The following is an 18,525-nucleotide window of genomic DNA, read 5'->3' on the forward strand; positions in this document are numbered from 1 at the left end:
CGTGATGTCTCATAGCGCGTTGGGACAGCACTCGAAGGCGCCGTCGACCATGACTGGCACCGTCCTGGACGCGTTGAGCTCGGCGGCTACATCTACGTCCTCGGCGAACCCCTTGCTGCGGAGCTCTTGACCGTTGGTCGAGACGGACGTATCAGCCTGGCAATCCTCACGCCGACCAACGACCAGGCCAGTACCGTCACCATTCCGGTTGGACAGGGGACCTCAACGTCCGCCACAGGCCTCGACGCCTGGACCGACTACACCGAATACGGCATCCCGAAGGACGCCGGCGCCATGGCGACGACCACTGGCCACAACGGTTATGGGTGGCAAGGAGGGGCGCAGAGATCTACTACCGCCTCCTTCAGCGCCGGTCTCACGCAGATGGGAGTTCGTTGGTACAACCCACGACGTGGCGCATTCACCTCCCCGGATGCGGTGATCGGTGGAAACACCACCGCATACACCTACCCAGACGACCCCATCAACTGGCACGACATCACCGGACTGGCAGAAAAGCCCGATGCAGGGGGTGGTGGACGAGGCGGCGCGATCAGCGTCGGAGAGGTTCGAAGTATCGGCGGCGGCCAGAAGGTGGTTGGCCAGAGAACTACCCAGGGCAAGAGAAACTCAATGACGGAGGCTGGACAGCAGGTTAAGCGCAGCCGGTACAAGAACGGTCAACTGACTTCTGGGACGCTGGGGCGGATTGGAGAAGCTGGGTCAGTCAAATGGATGCACGGCCTCAATATCAGACCGTCTCAACGGAATGTGCGATATGAGGGAGGGTCGCGGATCTACGATCTGACATCGTACGACAAGCACGGCAAGATTATTTATTACGAGATCAAGGTGAATGGGTCTCGCCTGACGGCTCGTCAGGCGTACTGGGACCACGAAGCGCGGGCCGAGTATTCCGTGAGATACATCTGGATGTCTGTCGATAGGTGGACTGGTCAGATTACCTCGGTCGCCAGGGGCGGGGACTGGTAAGGTGGAAACATGACTGATAAGAAGGAGTTTTTCGCAGCTTTCCGTGAGAATGTAACTCCCTACCTAAAGGAAGTTGGTTTCAAGGGGAGCGCACCACGGTGGGTTGCGACGAACGACTTTGGTGACGAATGCATCATCGGGGTTGAATTCGACGCTGGGTGGGTGCCACCGAAAGCGCTCATAGAGATGGCAGCAGTCCCGAAGGCCTGGGAAGAGTGGATGCGTGGCCCCTACTCGTCGGTGTCGCTCGAGCCCATGACAAAGCGAACAATGCACTATCATGGATTGATCCTCGGCACTCCGAAGGGTGCTGGGGTGGATCGGGACGGATTCTGGCCCATCGATGACACGCATAAATCAACGGTATTAATGTGTGACTCGTTGCAGAATTATCTTCCTCGCTTCAAGAAGGAAGCCCTCGACCGAGACGCACTGCATCGTAAGATTCGGTCCGGAAAGTTCAAGCCTTACGGCTATCTACGCAACGTTCCGCACCTTCGCGAAGTTGCCCTCATAGCGTTGTTTCCCTCAGACGACGAGGCCGACGAGGCTCGGGAGACCCTCAGGGAATATCGAGGGACCCCTCGCTGGGAAAAGTTGATCTCTGCAACGCTCGACTGGGATTCATCACGCTCTGACTCAGGAGATTAAGGCATGCGGAAGGTTGCTTAGGCGACCCTCAAAATCGGTCGAGACGAGTTTGTGCGCATATTCTGGAGTTTCATCCGGGAGGTCCACGCCGGGTTGATCGCTCTGGGCGTTGACCCCATTCCAGTCATCTACAGTGAATAAGACGGCGGTCATGCACACCCGCGTGCGAAAAGTGGAAATGCCACGGGAGACCACGCACAGCTAACCTATCCTCAGGTGTCAGCAGCTCTACCTCAGCCATGCCTAGACCCTTGTCAAAGTGGGCTGGCGCAGTGTTGACCAATCGTTCGCTCAGAGCCTGTCGATGTGCTTGATCTCGTCGGGGAGCCCAGAGCGGGAGAACTCCCCTTCGCGCTGGCCGCCGGGAAGGTAGCCGGGGTCGACGAGGAAGTCGCTGCTGGAGTCTCGGCCGCTGCTCGGCTCGATGACCACGGCTCCGATTAGACTGGCCTTCCCGTCGCACTCAACCTTCACCGCCATGGTGCGCGCGAAGGGGGTGACCGACCCCTCTTCCAGCCCCACCGAGTCCTCATCGACGTCGCACTTCTGATGCAGCCCGTCGAGCACCGCCACCTGTTTCGCCGACGGGGCCGGGTCGAACAGCTCAGGGTGCTCAGAGACCGAGCCGTCCGCGATTGCCGAGGCAAGCTCCTCAGCCGCACTGTCCGCGGTGCGCGCACCACATGACGAGAGCGCTGCCATCACGACGACAGCCACCCCCGCGACGCCGACTCGACGTACGACCTGCCCCCCTGGCTTCACCATGGACGAATAGTAGGAGAGCCGCCCGTCGGGCTAATGGACCTCGCCTGGAAGTGCGTGCGCTGACGATCGTCGAATGAGACACAGGCAGGGGCAACGGCCTGTTCAGTGACGATCGTCACTGAACACCCATTGAGGGCGGTCGGGTGGTCGAGCCGTGGATCGGTCAGGACGCCGCTAGCGAAGGTCGCGTCGCTCGAACCGTCGAGCTGCGGCGGCGTTCGAGCAGCGGCGTGACCGTTCGTTTTCTCGACAGTTGGGCCGGCGGAGGAATCTTCCAACCAGGCAGGGTTCGACGTGGCACTCTGACGCCGTGCGAGCCAGAGACGCCCTGAAGCAGGCCCTGCGAGAAGAGTTCGTCCCCACCCTGCGCGCCGCTGGGTTCAAGGGCACCTACCCGACATGGCGCCTGCAGGTCGGTGACACCACCGCAGTCGTCACCATCCTCGCCGGCCAGTACAACGAGGGAACGTACGGCACCTTCGAGGGCGCGATGTCCGTCGTCACCCCCGCCTGGAAAGAGTGGCTCGAGAGCGAGTTCTCAGGAGGCTGGTACGAGCCCAGAAAGCCAGGACGCGAGCAGTACTGGGACGGCATCGCTCGTCTGGCGCTCACTCCGCTCAACCGCTCGGGCGGCCGCAGTGGCTGGACCATCGACTCCGTCGACGACGCCAAAATCGTGGCCCTCCAGATGACCGAAGCCCTCAACGCCGGTCAGCTCGCCAACCTCCTGCGCCTGACCGACCACGCCGAGCTCCTCGCCGACCTGACCACCATCACCAGCAGCCCCCCATTCGGCAAGTTCCACGACAACGGGTGGCACTGGGACGCCGGCTACCCGGATGCCCTGATCGCGCACGCCGTCCAGCTCAGCGACCACGGTGGCCCAGAGTTCAAAGCCGCATGCCAACGCCTCGAGCGATGGGGCAACCCCCGCCCGGCAGCCATCAACGCCGCCCAGTGGGCTCGAGGCCGAGCCGCACGTCTGGGCAACGAGGAGTAGTCACACCATCACTGAGCCAACACACACGCGTGGCGTGTCGCCGTCCGGAAACCATCGTCAGTGAGCGGCTGTTCTCGCTCCGCGGGTTGGGTGATCAGGGTCCTCGGCGGTGGCTGCTGTTCCCTTGAGGGGTGCATGCGCTTATTGACCCACGTCGAAGTAGCCGATGACCGTCACGCCGTCGCTGCGGTAGACCGGCAGCCAGTCCACGGTCGGGGTGGGGATGGGTTCATCGGGGCTGGTCGGTGCGGGCTCCGCTGCCATGAGCTCGGAGTTGCGGAGGTACCCGTTGGCGCCGTTCGTCGCGACCACGGCGATGAGGTCGGGGGTGTCGGCCTCTGACGTCGAGTGGAGGTCGGTGCCGTACGACTCGCCCCGAGCATTGACTCCTGAGGCTGCTCGCGCCCCCTCGGAGTCCTCCGTGGGGAACGGGCGCCCGTTCGCCAGGGTCGGTGCAGGTCGAGCGGTCATGGTCACCGACACCGTCTCCCCACCGTCCGGCCCCATGTGAGTGGTCGGTGTTGGTGTGGGCGGTGGCGTCGTAGATCGCGCCGGAACAGCCACTTTCTCGTCGCCGCTTGCTACCGCCGCGCTCACGCCTGCTAGTGCTAGGACCGCTGCTGCCCCAGCGACGAGTAGGCCCAGATTCCTGTTGCTCATCTCATCCCCCTGCCATCGGTACGGCGATACTCCTCGCGTCATCGCCTAGCAGCAAGGCCTCGAGACGGGGAGCGCTACCCGCCGCATTGGCCGGAACCCTTAGCGGTTGCTTGTACGGGTATCGAGCCTGCTCACTGACGATCGTTTTCGAGCAGCCTGGGGGAGGGGTCGCGGGAGGCTCTGAAAGGTGTTCGAAACCCCTGCTCACTGATTTCGTTGCTCGAAAGGTCAGAACCGGCGATTTTCGAGCAGGGGTTGAGGGTCTTGATGATTGACATGGAGACGGCAGCGGCCGTTGTTGACATCAGTGGGTACGTCACCGCCGCGGTGGTGGGTGCGGTTGCCGGCGGCGCTGTGCTGGTGGGCCGCGTGTTCGCCCGTCGCCGCGAGCAGGGTGACCGGCGGCCTTGACCACCTGGGGATACGCGCGGGTCAGCACCCTCGATCAGGACACCGCGATGCAGTTCGATGCGTTGCGTCTGGCCGGCGTCGACGACGAGCACATCGTCACCGACCACGCGTCGGGCTCGCGCACGGACCGCCCGGGCCTGGCCCGGTTGCTCGAGCAGCTCGAACCGGGGGACGTGCTGACGGTGTGGAAGCTCGACCGGCTCGGCCGGTCGCTCAAACACCTCATCTCCGTCGTCGACGAGCTCGGCACCCGCGGGGTGGAGTTCCGCTCCCTGACGGAGTCGCTGGACACCACCACACCGGGTGGGCGCCTGCTGTTCCACGTCATGGCGTCGGTGGCGCAGTTCGAGCGGGAGATGACCGCCGAGCGCACCCGCGCGGCGCTGGCTGCGGCCAGGGCGAAGGGGGGTCCGTTGGGCCGGCCCTCCCGTGTCACGGCTCATCAGTTCCGGCTCGTGCACGAGATGGCCGAGGCTGGCAAGACTCAGGGCGTGATCGCGTCGACGACAGGGCTGTCCCGGGCAGTCGTCGGGCGTGTGCTGCGAGGTGAGATCGCCTCGCTGGCGCGGTTCGACGCAGGGCCGGAGGAAGGCGCGTTGCCGCTGTACCGACGCGACGTGCAGAGAGCCGCGGAGCGGACAGGTCCGTGAGGGCCGCACTGAGATCGCTCACGTCGTTGGATGTCGACGACCTCGCTGCGTGGACAGCCGAGGGGAACGGTGGGCGCTCAGGTTGCGGATCGTGGCTGGCCCCGATGACGGACTTGGGGAGGAGTCCTTCGACCTCATCGTGTGCAGCTTGGCCTGGGTCGAGGATCAAGTCCGTCGCGACGGGCTGCTCGACGGACGCCATCATCTGATTGTCGAGTACTACGACTGGCAGGTGCTGCGCGAGTTCATCGAGCGGCGCGTCCGACGCTTCGAAGGATCAAGCTGGCCTGATGTGGCCGAGAGGCTTGCCCGGCTCCGGCACTGGGAGTTCGAGGGTTTACCAGCAGGGGTGAGGGGCCTCTGCTTTGTCGATGTGGTCATTGTGGTGTTTAAGGTCAACTGGGCCACGTCCTGCCGTGCAGAGGATGACGGGGCGGGGGAGCGGTTCATAGTCTCCTATAAACGGGTTCATCTATAGGAGCAGACGGCGTGGGTGGCGATCGTCTAGTTGCACCAGGTGTAGTGACTCAGGGTTGGTGTGCGCTCTGAGTAACCCAGGGCGTAGTCACTACTGGTTGTGCTCCACCCTCTTGCCAGTCCTTTGGAGTAGAACGAGGTGTAGGGCAAGTCGTACCAACCGGCATGCCACAGCTGATACGAGCTCGTGGCGGAGGAGCTGTACGTCCAGCTGCCGTGCTTGACCAGCGTCCCCCCGCCAGTGAAGAGACGGGCGTAGTTTCCCAAGTAGCCAGACGGGACCGTATACCCAGACTTCGTCCGAGCTCCTACCGCGAACTCAGCACACTCGAGCGATCCCCCGGGATAGTTCGTCGCCAGGGATGACCAGGTCTCGTAATGCCGGTTGCCGCCCTGGAACTCATTGACGACGGACCAAGTGTTGGGCGCGTCAGCCCTGGCTGCTTCCGTCGTGACCAGAAGCGCAGCCAACGCGCCCGCCACCGCACCAGCTAATCGAATGAATGGGCGCCTCACGAGGAGAACCTGAACCCTCCGATGACGGTTGTGCCGTCAGACTCGTACACCGGAACACTCGGGCGAAGTGGCCCGTCATTCTTGGCGGCTTCCTCGGGGCTCTTGGGGCTAGGGTCTGCTTCTTCGATCTCGCTGGCTCTGACGTAGCCGATCCTGCCGTTGGAGGCGCGGGCTCGGATGAGGTCCGGTTCGTCGTCCGGAGACTTCGCCCACAGTGCACTGCCGTACGACTCGCCCCGGGCGTTCGTCCCGTACTCGTGAGCGCCGGGTGGTTGCAGAACTCCCGGGCCAGGACCTACCTCTGGGCTCTCGGGGATGTTCCTCGCAGGACTTGGGGCCGGCGCATCGCCAGCGGATGCTGCACCGACAGATGCGATCGTCAGCACGGTCGCCGCCGAGGCCGCGACTGTGACAGCTTTCATGCTCCAGGTCGTCATAACTCACCCTCCCGTTCCGTGGTGAGGAACTCTCCTCCGTAGAGCCGTTGCTCCGCAAGGCCTAGATGCAGGAGCCGAAGTGAAGGGGATTGCCGAATCGCCGACTCGTGCCGGGCGTAGCTGGATAAACTCACCGTAAGCAAAAGTGGCCTCTAGTCGCGGGGTGTGTCGGCTGAAGCTACCGGTCGCGGGGGAGATAAGCAGGCCTCACTCGATTAACCTGACATAAGATAGATCATCGGCATTATCATAGACGTGACTAGATTGACTTCTGGCATCCGTAACGCGTGACAGTGCGTTCTTGTCCCCGCCGCGGGGCATGCGCGTCGTCCGCACGTCCGGGCTGCGGCTATCCACTGCCGGATCGGATCTCGTTGCGCAAGCAGTCGGCGACCTGGGCACAGAGATGCCGGCCCGCTCTGACGGGTGCCGTAGCTGGGGACGAATGCGACGGATCCTGAGCCTGGCGATGACCGCGTCTACGTGATCTTGAGGTCGGTGATGCAGGTGGGGTCATCGTCCTCGGTGGTGGAGACTTCCCAGGTGCCCACCTCTCCGTTTTGCTCGATCGTCAGCGTTGCCTTGATCCCGCGCGGCACCCACAGGCCGATGAAGCCGTTGTCGTAGGTCCGACGTGTCTCATCGATGAGGGTTTCACCGCTGCCACCGGTCAGGGTGATGTGTACGTTCGCGTTGCGCAGCTCCCCTACGCAGGTGGTCAGGCTGTGGAAGTGGCACTCGTGTGTCGTGTGGCGGTAGGGCGCGATCGAGATGTACACCTCGTCCTCGGGCATGGGTAGCTGAACTTGTTGCCCTTGGCCACCGGTGATGCTCACCGTTCTCGGGTGCACCGATGCGACGAGGCCGGCGGGACGTTCAGCAATGGGCATGGTGTCAAGACGCTCGATGGCCTCTGCGGTGCTCAGACCGGTCAGGTCGTGCTCGGACAGCAGGTCGGCGGCCGCCGGTGAGGTGGTGGCCGAGGAAGGCGCGGGCGCGCCCGGCGACGGTGCGGACGTGCAGCCTGTCAGGATCAGGGCACCGACAGCAGCGGCAGCGAGCTGGCGAGGTCGGATGGGTGCTTGAACGGTGTACATCGGCGCTCTCCGTCAGGGTCTTGGGGAGTCATCAGCTTTGCTCCGATGACGTCCGGTCGGGTCATCCACGTCTGGGAGGGCAGATCGGGTGAGTGATCTGCTCAGTGCCGTGGCTCGTTCGGCGTCCGTGCTAGTCGATGGTGCGGGCGCGCAGGCGTAGTGCGTTGGCGATGACGCTGACGCTGGACAGGGCCATGGCGGCGGCGGCGAGGATGGGAGAGAGGAGCAGCCCGAGCACGGGGTAGAGCACGCCGGCGGCGATGGGGATGCCTGCGGCGTTGTAGATGAAGGCGAACACGAGGTTCTGGCGGATGTTGCTCATCGTCATCTCGGAGAGGTGACGTGCCTTGGTGATCCCGGTGAGGTCGCCGCGAAGCAGCGTGATCCCCGCGCTCTCCATGGCCACGTCGGTGCCCGATCCCATGGCGATGCCGACGTCCGCAGCGGCCAGGGCGGGTGCGTCGTTGATGCCGTCCCCGGCCATGGCGACCACTCGGCCTGCTTCGCGCAGGTTCTTCACGACGTCGCTCTTGTGGTCGGGCAGGACCTCGGCCTCGACGCGCTCGATGCCCAGGGATCGCGCGACCGCGTTCGCGGTGACCTGGTTGTCGCCGGTGAGCATGACGACGTCGATGCCTTCGGCGCGCAACGCTTCTAGGGCGGCCGGGGTGCTCTCCTTGACCGGGTCGGCGATGGCGAACAGGGCGGCAAGCTGGGTGTCGATACCCATGTAGATCACGGTCGCCCCGTCAGCGCGCAGCTGGTCTGCGCGTTCGCGCCACACAGCGGTGTCAATGTGGTGGGAGGCCAGGAAGTCGGCGTTGCCGAGCGTGACGTGTCGTTGCTCGACGAGGCCCGTGACACCTCGCCCGACCGGGGAGTCAAAGTCAGCTACCTCGTGCAGGGTCAGGTGCTTGGCGGTTGCGGCTTCGACGATGGCCTGGGCTAGGGGGTGCTCCGATGCCCGTTCGACGGTGGCGGCGGTGCGCAGCAGGTCGTCGGGGTCACCGCCGCTGATTGGCTCGATGTGGGTGACGGTGGGGCGGCCCTCGGTCAGGGTGCCGGTCTTGTCGACCACGAGGGTGTCGATCTTCTCCATGCGTTCGAGCGCTTCGGCGTTCTTGATCAGCACCCCCAGCCTGGCTCCGCGCCCGACTCCGACCATGATCGACATGGGTGTGGCCAGGCCCAGGGCGCAGGGGCAGGCGATGATCAGGACCGCGACGGAGACGATGAGGGCGTGGGCCAGCTTGGGGTCGGGCCCGGCGAGGGCCCACGCGGCGAAGGCGATGACGGCGATCGCGATGACGACGGGGACGAAGACGGCCGAGACCTTGTCCGCGGTGCGCTGGATCGGGGCGCGGGAGCGTTGGGCGTCGGCGACCATGGTCACGATCCTGGCCAGCATCGTCTCGGTGCCGACCCGTTCGGCGCGCATGACCAGGCCGCCGCTGCCGTTGATGGTTCCGCCGATGAGCGTGTCGCCGCCGCTCTTGGTCACGGGCATCGACTCGCCGGTGACCAGCGACTCATCAACGGAGGAGCGGCCGTCGGTGACGGTGCCGTCGACCGGTATCGCCTCCCCGGGGCGGACCCGCAGCAGGTCTGCGACCTGCACCTGCTCTAGGGGGATCTCCTCGTCGACGCCGTCGGTGATGCGTCGGGCGGTCTTGGGGCTGAGGTTCAGCAGGGCTTTGATCGCACCGGAGGTCTGCTCGCGTGCTCGCAGCTCGAGGACCTGGCCGAGCAGGACCAAGGTGGTGATGACAGCGGCTGCCTCGAAGTAGACGTCGACGGTGCCGTCGTCGTTGCGGAAGGAGTCGGGGAAGATCCCGGGCGTGGTCGTGGCCACGAGGCTGAACAGCCAGGCGACCCCGGTGCCCATCGCGATGAGGGTGAACATGTTGAGGTTGCGGCTTCGCAGCGAGGCCCATCCGCGCACGAAGAAGGGCCCCCCCGCCCACAGCACGACCGGCGTGGCCAGCACCAGCTGCAGCCACACCGAGACCCGCGCCGGGACGGCCTCGTGGATCCATGGCACCAGGTGCCTGCCCATCTCCAGGACGGTGATGGGCAGGCTGAGCACAACCGCGGCCCAGAAGCGCCGGGTCATGTCCGACAGCTCCCGGCTCGGGCCGCTGTCGGCTGAGATGGTCACCGGTTCCAGGGCCATCCCGCAGATCGGGCATGCCCCAGGACCGGCCTGGCGAACCTCGGGGTGCATCGGGCAGGTCCACTCGCTGGCCGAGACCGGTGCTGCCAGGTCGGGCGCTGCCGAAGAGCGGTCCACCGCTCCCACCTCGAAGCCCTGCGGGTCTGCCAGGAAGCGCTCCTTGCAGCTCGCGGAGCAGAAGAAGTACTCCTGCCCGTCGTGCTCCGTGCGCAGGGCCGTGTCCTGCCTGACCTGCATGCCGCACACCGGGTCCGTGGCAAGCGGGGTCGAGTCAGCGAGGTCAGGTCGGTCGTTCTCAGTGCTCACGAAGACCTCCGATGTCGCACGCGAGGGTGGTGGGGAAGGCAGAGCGGCAGATCAGGGCTGCCCGCTCAGAGCAGATCCTTCATCGTGGTGATCTCGCTGTTCTGGGCCGTGATGATGTCCGCAGCCATGGTCTTGACCTCGCTGTTGGAGGTCGTGGACTGCACGTCCTTGGCCATCTTCACCGCGCCCTGATGGTGCTTGATCATCATCGTCAGCCACATCTGGTCGAACTCTTCGCCCGAGGTGGACTCGAGATCGGTCATCTCGGACTCGCTCATCATCCCGTCGCCGTGGTCCATACCGCCGTGCCCCATGCCCTCGCTGGCCGGCTCGGCCCCCCACTGCTCCAACCATCCCTGCATGGTCTTGATCTCCGGGCCTTGAGCGGCCTTGATGTCCTTGGCCAAGGCCTGCACCTTCGCCGACGCGCCCGAGCTGTCGTCCAGGGCAAGGTCAGCCATCTCGACCGCCTGCTGGTGGTGAGGGATCATCATCTGCGCGAACATCACGTCGCCCTCCTGCCCCGAGGACGCAGACCTACTGGTGCTCGAGGACATCGACTCCGAGCCATGGTTCATGCCCGGCATCGACCCGTCGGAGTTGCTGGAACAAGCGGAAAGAGCGACCGCGGCCAGGGCGCTCACGCCCACGACAGCGGCACGGCGGGTGGTCAGGTGCATCGTCTGCTCCTTCGATCAGCGCGAGGTCCGCGCGAATTGCGGTCCCTCGACGATGCGTCACCAAGGTGTTCACCATCTTGTGGTCGTGTTGAGATTTCCTCAAGACCGGGCGACATCTCGCTACAGCTTCAGCTCTTCGAGGTCCCGGCAGGCGAGGGCGCCAGACATGCACCGACCCGGGTTGAGGTTTGACGAAGATCTCCACCAACAGCGCTTAAGGCTCTGCCCACGCGGCCGCGCTGGATCACACTGACGGCGTGAACGACCAGCTCAGCACCGACACCCCGCGCCGGGTCCTCGTCGTCGAGGACGAACGCACCCTGGCGGGGATGGTCGCGGCCTACCTGTCTCAGGCTGGGTTCACCGCCGAGCTCGCCCACCGCGGCGACGACGCCGTCGCGGCTGTGCGAGCCGACCCACCCGACGTCGTCGTGCTCGACCTCGGCCTGCCGGGGATGGACGGCATCGAGGTGTGCCGACAGATCCGCACCTTCTCCGACTGCTACATCATCATCACCACCGCCCGCAAAGAGGAGGTCGACACCCTCATCGGGCTGTCCGTCGGCGCAGACGACTACCTGACCAAGCCCTTCGGCGTGCGCGAGCTCGTCGCCCGCGTCCAGACCTTGCTGCGCCGACCACGGGTCGACGACCAGCCCCGCGGTACTGCAAGGGGTGCCCGGGCTTTCGGGGCGCTGCTCATCGACCCGCTAGGCCACCAGGTACACCTCCACGGCCAGCCCGTGGCCCTGACCCCCACCGAACGCGACCTGCTGATCACCCTCGCCACCCGCCCGGCGATGGCCTTCAGCCGGCGCCAGCTCATCGACGAGGTGTGGGGCACCGGGTGGATCGGCGACGAGCACCTCGTCGACGTCCACATCGCCCATCTGCGTAAGAAGCTCGACGACGACCCCGACACCGCCCGCTACATCACCACCGTGCGCGGCGTCGGCTACCGAATGGGCAAGGGATGAACCTCTTACACAGCCGACCCGCCCGCCCGCACGGGCTAGCCACCCGCCTCCTGCTCGGCCAGAGCATCGTGCTCCTCGCCGGCGCCGTGACGGTCACCCTGGTCGCGACCCTGCTCGGCCCACCGATCTTCCACCGCCACCTCCTCGAGGCCGGGCACAGCGAGAACTCCCCCGAGGTCTTCCACATCGAGATGGCCTACCGCGACGCATCGTTCCTGGCGCTCGGACTCGGACTGCTCATCTCCGTGACCGCCGCAGCCGCCGTCACCTGGTTCTTCACCCGCCGCCTACGGCGACCGCTGGCAGACCTCACCCACGCAGCCCGCGAGCTCTCCCGCGGCCACTACGCCACCCGCGTGCCAGACATCGACTCCGGCACCGAGCTGGAGACCCTGGCAGCCGCGTTCAACCACATGGCCGCCCAGCTCGAAGGCATCGAAGACACCCGCCGACGCATGCTCGCCGACCTCGCCCACGAGTTGCGGACCCCCATCACCACCCTGGCTGCGTACCACGACGGGCTCCACGACGGGATCACCCACCTCGGCCCGCACTCCCAGATCGCCCTGGCCGAGCAGACGGACCGCCTTGCCCGCCTCGCCGAGGACATCGACGAGGTCTCCACCGCCGAAGAAGGACGCCTGAGCCTGGCAATAGACCACATGCCTGTCACCGACGTGCTGTGGAACGCGGCCGAAGGCATACGAGAGCGCTACCGCGACAAAGGTGTCAACCTTGTGGTCCAACCCGACGGCGCCGCCGGCCTCAATGTCATGGCCGACCAACAGCGCATCGGGCAAGTCATGACCAACCTGCTGACCAACGCGCTTCGACACACCCCCAGCGGCGGAACCGTCACCGTGTCCGCGGAGCGCCACGGCGACGAGGTCGACATCACCGTCAAGGACAACGGGGACGGCATCAGCTCCCAGCACCTGCCCCACCTCTTCGAGAGGTTCTACCGCGCCGACACAGCCCGTACCCGCTGGCAATCCGGCTCTGGCATCGGCCTGACCATCAGCAAGGCCATCATCGATGCCCACCACGGCACCATCCGCGCCGAAACCCCGGGACCAGGCCACGGCGCCATCTTCACCATCACCCTCCCCCTCGGACTGCCCTTCGCGGTAACCCCTCCCCTCGACAGACGGCAACACCCCGCCGAGCACTAAACCGCTTGAAACCTAGAACCCACCGAAGGGCCCCAGGTCAACCCTCGAGTTCATCGTTGGTTCGGCATCTGCCTGGCTTCGCTGCTGGACAACGATCGCTTACGAGACGTGCGGTAACGATGGTCGACTGCGACTGCGACTGCGACTGCGACTGCGACTGCGATTCAGGTCACCGGTTGTAGGGCCGACGGCTCCTGCGTGGCTGGCGAGACCCAGGGCGTTATCGCCTCAACCACCGGGCTCTCCCGGGCATTCGTCGGGCGCGTCCTGCGCGCGGAGATCGCCTCGCCGGCGAGGTTCGACGCTGCTCCGGAGGTGGGCACGTTGCCGCTGTACCGTCGCGACGTGCAGCCGGCCGCAGAGGGGACCGGTTCGTGAGGGGAGGAGCAGGGGGTCGTCATGGCCGACCGTGTGTTGAGCGACGTGTTCTGGGACTTGCGAGATGACGCCTACGACCGACCTGAGCGATGGCAGGACGTCTCGCCGGTCGACGTTTTCCAGAGGCTCGCCGAGCTCGTCGACGAAGCAGAGCAGGGCCAGGTGCCGCACTCCGAGTGGGGTAGCGCCGTAGCCGCCAGGATGATCGCGTGGCGAGCAGGGCTGCGATGACCAACGAGATGGGCTCCCTTGCAGCCTGCACCGCCTAAGTGGTGGGGTACCCCATGAACGTAGGCAAGTACGCCCTGCACGAGCATCCTGTCTGGCGAGATCGTTCAAACTACATAGTTCAAGCGCCTCTGAACATCGAAGACGATCTCGAAACAGAGCTCGAGTTCGAGCAGTTGTGGACTCGACAAATCGATGATTCTCACTTTGAGTTGTGTTGCATACCCTTCTTTCTCTATGACGTCGCGCTGGGTGACGTTCTTGAGGTGAGTGAAGAAGGAGTCGTCCGTAGAGTCAAGAGCACCTCCGGTCGTTACGTGTTCCGGGTATGGCTTGGTGATGACGGATACCCTCGATCGAAAGTAGAAGCCGACTTGATTTCGCTGGGGTCGCTGACGGAGTGGGCTTCTAATGACCTGCTCGCGGTTGATGCTCGGAATCTGAGTCATGCGCAGGAAGTCGCTGACTACTTGCAGATGCAGGCGAACTCTGGACGTCTCGAGTTCGAAACGGGGAAACAGACGTAGCCGAATTTCCTAGCCGGTGGGGCTCTCGCGATTCCCTGTGCGCACGGACGATGCGGGGGGGGATCAGGCACTACGTGTGTCCACGAGGGTGTTGCTCTAGCTGACGGCGCGCCTCGCGTGGAGATGAACCCATGCGTTGAACCTCTCCGCGGCCGGGCGTGCATCTGGGCGGGTGGTCGCCGTGAGTCGAGCGAGCAGCCGCTCGAGCTCGGGGGACGGGCCACAGTCCATCAGCAGCAGTGCATCAACCTTGTCGGCGAGGTGGTCGGACTGGCCCTCGCCGAGTTTGCCCAGCTCGCCTTGCCGCACCCGGCTCGCCAGCGTCTCGCGCGAGAACATCGACTCCAGCACCGGCCATCCCGAGCCGTTCATCAGGTCGACGACCTCACCGACCGCGCTTCGAGCTGACGCGTCGTCGACGACATCCCACCAGCGGTCCTCGCCGGCGGCAGCGTCGCGCGGACGCAGCGGCTCCCTGTACAGGCCGTGGTACTCGGGCATGCTGCGCGGCGCGCGACCGGTCTCTTCGACCATCCACCGCAGCCACGGTTCGGGGGCGAACGCGAGGTTGACCGTGAACTTCACGTGGTCGGCTGAGCTCCACGCCGAGGACTGGACGTTGACGACCGCGCAGTCACCCGCCGAGAGCTTGCGCCAGTTCGGCGCCGAACCGCGGTACCCGTGCGCTCGTGCGGCCGGCCCGACGATGTCCCGCAGTGCGTCCTTGAGCGCATTTTGGGCCGTCACCTCGCCACCCGGCGCGCGTGACAGGCGATCTGTGAGTGCTTGGCGTCGTTCTCCACTGCTACTCCGTTCGGTACCGGCTGTGGCAGCCGTGTGATGTGACATCCCGCCTCGAGAGTTGACGGTCGTCGCCACCACGGCCGGAAGTGACGTTCAGAACCAGAGCGCAAGGCCACCCCCGGGCATCGACACGACGAGCAACCCTTGGTCCGCTTCGCCTGGCCCGTTTGCCGTCCACGCCTCGTAGTCGTTGCCCGGGCCGACTTTGATGGTTGCGCCGCTCCCAAAGTCGAGGTGGAGCCCGCCGTCGTCCAGCGCGCTGGCTGAGGTCAAGGTCGTGCGAGCCACTGCTAGGACCGGGCCCAGCAGTGCCGGGTCACCCTCTGGGGTCAGGGTTTGCTCGACACCCCCTGGCAGCGTCAGTGCGAACGGTTCCTCGATCCGAAACGCGTATCCGTCGTTGGTCTCGACTGAGACGGCCCAGTCGATCTTGATCCACAGGCAGGAGTCCGTCGAGCAGATCACCCACCCGTCGTCGTCAGGCCGCCGCGTCATCGGCGCCATGTCCTACCACCTGTCGTGCTCCTGCTCGGCTACGTGTTCTCCAGGTTTCGCAGCTGCGCGCGGGGATCCCAGCCAGCAGGGGGATCGTCGATACCCGTACTCCACCACGGCATCCCTTGCGCGATCCAACGGTTTCTCCACGACTCGTAGGTATAGCCCTTGTCGTCATCTGTGACCCCGAACTCGAACCCGCATGAAGGGCAGATGTCGTACGACCCTCCCCCGCCGTTCGTTCGAGGCTCTTCATCGAGTTCCGGCCAGCCGCACGCCGGACAGGTGAACGTCGCGGCCGCGGCACTTCTGCTGGCTCGGTCACTCGACGGCTGCACCGGCTGCAGGTGGTGCTCTTCTGCCGCCGTAGGGGTCCGCTCGCCGCTGTCTGCGTCTGTGCGCGTCATCTCCTGGGTGAACTCCGAGAGGAGGTCGGCCAGGGCAGAGCCGTCCTCGACCACGGTCGAGACCACGAGCGTGCGCGTTTGGGTGGCGACCTCCATCACCTCGACCTCGACCTCGCCGCTGACCCACACCGTGAACACACCCAACCGTGTCGGGGACTCGGCGCCGAACGATATCCCTGGCTTGGGCGGGTACCCCCGGCCTGGCGACAACGTGAGGGTGACATCGGTGGACCGACCAGCACGCCAGCCCTCAACCCAACCCGCGACGAAGTCAAGGTCAACGGCCAAGCTCACAACACACCACCGATCTGCTCCGATTCTCCCCAGTCCCATCACCCGGTGGAGCTCCGGCCCCTGAGGGTTCATCCACCACGGTCTCGTGCCCAGTCACGGTGCTTGCCCGTCCTTCTCGCGGGCCAGGACACGACGACCCACACGATCTCCGGACGGGGTGTTCTCCAGCCAAACGACGGCACCAGGCGTAGGAATGTCATCACCCCAATCGTTGAGCCAATCCAGCCGAATCCGTTCGATCCACTCCTCTGGCACGCCGGTCCACTGGATGAATTCTCCGCCCCGGACGTCGCCCGCGACCATGAGACCGTCCGCGAGCACATTCGACACGAGAACCAATGTGGCTTCCCGGCGGACGGCAAGGTCGCCGATGTCGGCGAGCACGCCAGACTGCGAGGCCCACCCCAGATACGCCCAGTCATCCAGGCCACCTACTAACAGGTCCTCGGCGGGAGTCCTACGCCATGCGTTCCTCATCCACAGGTAGTCCACGGGCCGGCGCCTTGATGCTGCACGGTCTAGATCGACAAATGCGGGCGCGGCGATGAAGGCCTTCCCCGCCCGTGCCTCGGCGGACAGCCAGGAGACATCGCGACGCAGCAGCACCTCGAGCCCGGACGCGGTCTGCCATCGGTTGAGGTCGCGAAGGTCCAGGAGCATCCAGAGGCAAGCGCCCAGCGTGAACCCTGGCCAGAACAGCTCGAGCCCGCCCTGCGCAGTGACGCCCTGCATCAGCAGGAGAACCCCGGCCATGACCACGGCCAAGACGACCGAGAGCGCGAGCCCTCGCACCGCGCCCCGCCGCATCCCCTCCACGCGCGCATCAAGCGCAACGTAGACACAGGGTGCGGCCTGCCACAGCGCCCGGGTGCGACCGCGCAGCGCCCACCACGACGACAAGCCCCAGAACAGAGCCATGAAAACCGCGCCGGCGACGACAGCCACGGGATGCGCATCACTGGTCGCCGCGGCAACCAGTAAACCCACGAGCCCCATCGCGCCGCTGCAGACCCCCATGGTCTTGCGCATCGCGGCAGCTGACAACGGTGCTGGCGAGGTCGGCGACTGTGGCGGCATCGCCCGATCCTAGGGTTCCCTCACGCCATGCCGAGTCGAATCCGATGCCGCGCGGTGACGACGGTCAGCGGGCAGCTCGGACGGCTTCCGGGGTGTACGAGGGCCTCGTCTCACTGCAGCGTGTTCGCGTCTTACCTTCCTGGCCGTCGGACCTAGGCAATGATCGCTGCGTGCCAGACGTCGTCACCCAAGCAGTCGAACGGCTCCGAGCCGCTGGCGTCGAGCTGAGCCCGGGACTGTCTGATGCGTCGATCTCGCGGGTCCAGGACAGCCTCGGGTTCATCTTCGGCCCCGAGCACAAAGAGTTCCTGCAGACGGTTCTGCCACAGGGAAGCAGCTGGCCGGACTGGCGACGCGACTCGGTGCAAGAGCTGCGCCGACGTCTCGACTGGCCGATCGACGGAGTCGTGTTCGACGTGCACCACAGCGGGTTCTGGCCACAGTCATGGGGGGACCGTCCCGACAGCACCTCAAAACGAGAAGTCAAAGCCCGAAGCCTCCTTCGTCGAGTGCCCACACTCGTCCCGGTGTACTCCCATCGCTACCTCGCCTCGGACCCGGCCCTCGCCCCCAGCCCCGTCTTCTCCGTGCATCAGAGCGACGTCATCTACTACGGCGACGACCTGCTGGACTACGTGGCTCGGGAGTTCGGCGTTCCGCCTCTCCACCCTGCAGCGACCCGGACCTACGTCCCGTTCTGGTCAGACCTGGCCGACGGGGCCGAGAACGCTGATCTCTAGCCAGATCGTCACCGACGGTCTGTCCGCACCGCCCCTGAGGTAATGCCGATACACGCGCGAGCGACCACTGGGCACGAGCTGCCCTATGAGGTCATTGGTGGCCCTCCATCAAGGTGGGAGCGCGGATCCGAGCGCCGCAGCACTCAGTGCCCGTGCGTACGAGCCTGGGTTCACCCCTTTGGGGATGTACTACTTGTACAGAACGGGGTAGGGATTAATCCCGAGAACGATCAACCCTTGATGAACCTCCCGAATGAATCGCTCACACATGACTTTCAGCTCCGTGGGAGAGATCGAAGAGATCAGGAGGCCTGGCGCGAACGACGATGAGATGAGCCACCCGGTTCTGTCCTGCCGCAGAGCAATGATCGCCTCCTCTTCGTACGACATGGAGTTGAAGGAGAAGTCATATTCGATCCCGTCCTGCAGCCAACCCCAGAGGCTGCTCGCCAGCTCAGCTACTGGAAAATATTCCTCCCTGAAGATTGGGACTTCATCCTGATAGATGAGTAATTCAGCCTCAACTGCGATAAGGTACTCGACTGGCGTATTTCCCCCAGCGTCACCTTGCTTCAGGTTGGCGAAGGTGAGCTTCATTGGCGGAATGTTA

The 18,525-nt window shown here is 65.1% G+C and carries 21 protein-coding genes; 10 read left to right on the forward strand and 11 right to left on the reverse strand.

Annotation, left to right across the window (positions count from 1 at the left end):
* Positions 1-126: 126 nt before the first annotated feature.
* Together LIV55_RS09135 and LIV55_RS09140 are read left to right on the forward strand one after the other, a co-directional pair.
* Positions 127-993, forward strand: a complete 867-nt coding sequence (locus LIV55_RS09135) for an RHS repeat-associated core domain-containing protein (RefSeq protein ID WP_229299973.1) — start codon at positions 127-129, stop codon at positions 991-993.
* A gap of 9 nt (positions 994-1,002) precedes the next feature.
* Positions 1,003-1,644 (forward strand): hypothetical protein, encoded by a 642-nt coding sequence (locus tag LIV55_RS09140; protein ID WP_191563185.1) that lies wholly within the window; start codon positions 1,003-1,005, stop codon positions 1,642-1,644.
* A 291-nt stretch (positions 1,645-1,935) separates the two neighbouring features.
* Here LIV55_RS09140 and LIV55_RS09145 read toward each other — a convergent pair whose 3' ends face one another.
* Complete coding sequence (locus tag LIV55_RS09145; protein ID WP_229299974.1) at positions 1,936-2,409, reverse strand: hypothetical protein; 474 nt, start codon at positions 2,407-2,409, stop codon at positions 1,936-1,938.
* Between the two features lie 310 nt (positions 2,410-2,719).
* On the opposite strand from LIV55_RS09145, the gene LIV55_RS09150 reads away from it, so the two are divergent.
* Positions 2,720-3,409: a DUF4304 domain-containing protein gene (locus LIV55_RS09150; RefSeq protein ID WP_229299975.1), complete on the forward strand. Its 690-nt coding sequence runs from the start codon at positions 2,720-2,722 to the stop codon at positions 3,407-3,409.
* Positions 3,410-3,550: 141 nt separating this feature from the next.
* Here LIV55_RS09150 and LIV55_RS09155 read toward each other — a convergent pair whose 3' ends face one another.
* Complete coding sequence (locus tag LIV55_RS09155) at positions 3,551-3,880, reverse strand: hypothetical protein (protein WP_229299976.1); 330 nt, start codon at positions 3,878-3,880, stop codon at positions 3,551-3,553.
* Between the two features lie 596 nt (positions 3,881-4,476).
* Here LIV55_RS09155 and LIV55_RS09160 point away from each other — a divergent pair.
* Together LIV55_RS09160 and LIV55_RS09165 are read left to right on the forward strand one after the other, a co-directional pair.
* On the forward strand, positions 4,477-5,130 hold the full coding sequence (locus LIV55_RS09160) for a recombinase family protein (protein ID WP_229299977.1): 654 nt from the start codon (positions 4,477-4,479) through the stop codon (positions 5,128-5,130).
* Between the two features lie 49 nt (positions 5,131-5,179).
* Complete coding sequence (locus LIV55_RS09165; RefSeq protein WP_308012899.1) at positions 5,180-5,608, forward strand: Imm8 family immunity protein; 429 nt, start codon at positions 5,180-5,182, stop codon at positions 5,606-5,608.
* Between the two features lie 511 nt (positions 5,609-6,119).
* Here the strand turns inward: LIV55_RS09165 and LIV55_RS09170 are convergent.
* The 4 genes from LIV55_RS09170 to LIV55_RS09185 form a co-directional block, all read right to left on the reverse strand.
* Complete coding sequence (locus LIV55_RS09170) at positions 6,120-6,560, reverse strand: hypothetical protein (RefSeq protein ID WP_229299979.1); 441 nt, start codon at positions 6,558-6,560, stop codon at positions 6,120-6,122.
* Between the two features lie 479 nt (positions 6,561-7,039).
* The gene (locus LIV55_RS09175; RefSeq protein WP_229299980.1) at positions 7,040-7,657 is read right to left on the reverse strand and encodes a CueP family metal-binding protein; all 618 of its coding nucleotides are present in this window, start codon (positions 7,655-7,657) and stop codon (positions 7,040-7,042) included.
* Positions 7,658-7,787: 130 nt separating this feature from the next.
* A complete protein-coding gene (locus LIV55_RS09180) occupies positions 7,788-10,136 on the reverse strand; it encodes a heavy metal translocating P-type ATPase (RefSeq protein ID WP_275898483.1) in 2,349 nt (782 codons plus the stop codon).
* A 65-nt stretch (positions 10,137-10,201) separates the two neighbouring features.
* Complete coding sequence (locus tag LIV55_RS09185) at positions 10,202-10,816, reverse strand: DUF305 domain-containing protein (RefSeq protein WP_229299981.1); 615 nt, start codon at positions 10,814-10,816, stop codon at positions 10,202-10,204.
* 257 nt (positions 10,817-11,073) lie between these two features.
* On the opposite strand from LIV55_RS09185, the gene LIV55_RS09190 reads away from it, so the two are divergent.
* From LIV55_RS09190 to LIV55_RS09205, 4 genes are all read left to right on the forward strand, one after another.
* A complete protein-coding gene (locus tag LIV55_RS09190; RefSeq protein ID WP_308012900.1) occupies positions 11,074-11,793 on the forward strand; it encodes a response regulator in 720 nt (239 codons plus the stop codon).
* Positions 11,790-12,965 carry a sensor histidine kinase gene (locus tag LIV55_RS09195; RefSeq protein WP_229299982.1) on the forward strand — a complete coding sequence of 392 codons (1,176 nt, stop codon included), beginning with the start codon at positions 11,790-11,792 and terminating at the stop codon, positions 12,963-12,965. Before LIV55_RS09190 ends, LIV55_RS09195 begins: the two co-directional genes overlap by 4 nt.
* A 399-nt stretch (positions 12,966-13,364) precedes the next feature.
* Complete coding sequence (locus tag LIV55_RS09200) at positions 13,365-13,574, forward strand: hypothetical protein (RefSeq protein ID WP_229299983.1); 210 nt, start codon at positions 13,365-13,367, stop codon at positions 13,572-13,574.
* Between the two features lie 53 nt (positions 13,575-13,627).
* Positions 13,628-14,098 carry a DUF4265 domain-containing protein gene (locus LIV55_RS09205; protein WP_229299984.1) on the forward strand — a complete coding sequence of 157 codons (471 nt, stop codon included), beginning with the start codon at positions 13,628-13,630 and terminating at the stop codon, positions 14,096-14,098.
* Positions 14,099-14,194: 96 nt separating this feature from the next.
* On the opposite strand, the gene LIV55_RS09210 is transcribed toward LIV55_RS09205, so the two are convergent.
* The 4 genes from LIV55_RS09210 to LIV55_RS09225 form a co-directional block, all read right to left on the reverse strand.
* The gene (locus tag LIV55_RS09210; RefSeq protein ID WP_229299985.1) at positions 14,195-14,845 is read right to left on the reverse strand and encodes a DUF4304 domain-containing protein; all 651 of its coding nucleotides are present in this window, start codon (positions 14,843-14,845) and stop codon (positions 14,195-14,197) included.
* 150 nt (positions 14,846-14,995) lie between these two features.
* A complete protein-coding gene (locus LIV55_RS09215) occupies positions 14,996-15,406 on the reverse strand; it encodes a DUF6188 family protein (RefSeq protein ID WP_229299986.1) in 411 nt (136 codons plus the stop codon).
* Positions 15,407-15,435: 29 nt separating this feature from the next.
* A complete protein-coding gene (locus tag LIV55_RS09220) occupies positions 15,436-16,170 on the reverse strand; it encodes an immunity protein TriTu family protein (protein ID WP_504878616.1) in 735 nt (244 codons plus the stop codon).
* Between the two features lie 21 nt (positions 16,171-16,191).
* A complete protein-coding gene (locus LIV55_RS09225) occupies positions 16,192-17,127 on the reverse strand; it encodes a hypothetical protein (protein ID WP_229299988.1) in 936 nt (311 codons plus the stop codon).
* 218 nt (positions 17,128-17,345) lie between these two features.
* On the opposite strand from LIV55_RS09225, the gene LIV55_RS09230 reads away from it, so the two are divergent.
* The gene (locus tag LIV55_RS09230; protein ID WP_229299989.1) at positions 17,346-17,915 is read left to right on the forward strand and encodes a hypothetical protein; all 570 of its coding nucleotides are present in this window, start codon (positions 17,346-17,348) and stop codon (positions 17,913-17,915) included.
* A gap of 189 nt (positions 17,916-18,104) precedes the next feature.
* Here the strand turns inward: LIV55_RS09230 and LIV55_RS09235 are convergent, their stop codons facing one another.
* Entirely contained in the window at positions 18,105-18,512 is a 408-nt protein-coding gene (locus LIV55_RS09235; protein WP_229299990.1) for a DUF7878 domain-containing protein, read from the reverse strand.
* Positions 18,513-18,525: the final 13 nt, after the last annotated feature.

The sequence above is a fragment of the Janibacter melonis genome (assembly GCF_020567375.1).
GTDB classification, from domain to species: domain Bacteria; phylum Actinomycetota; class Actinomycetes; order Actinomycetales; family Dermatophilaceae; genus Marihabitans; species Marihabitans melonis.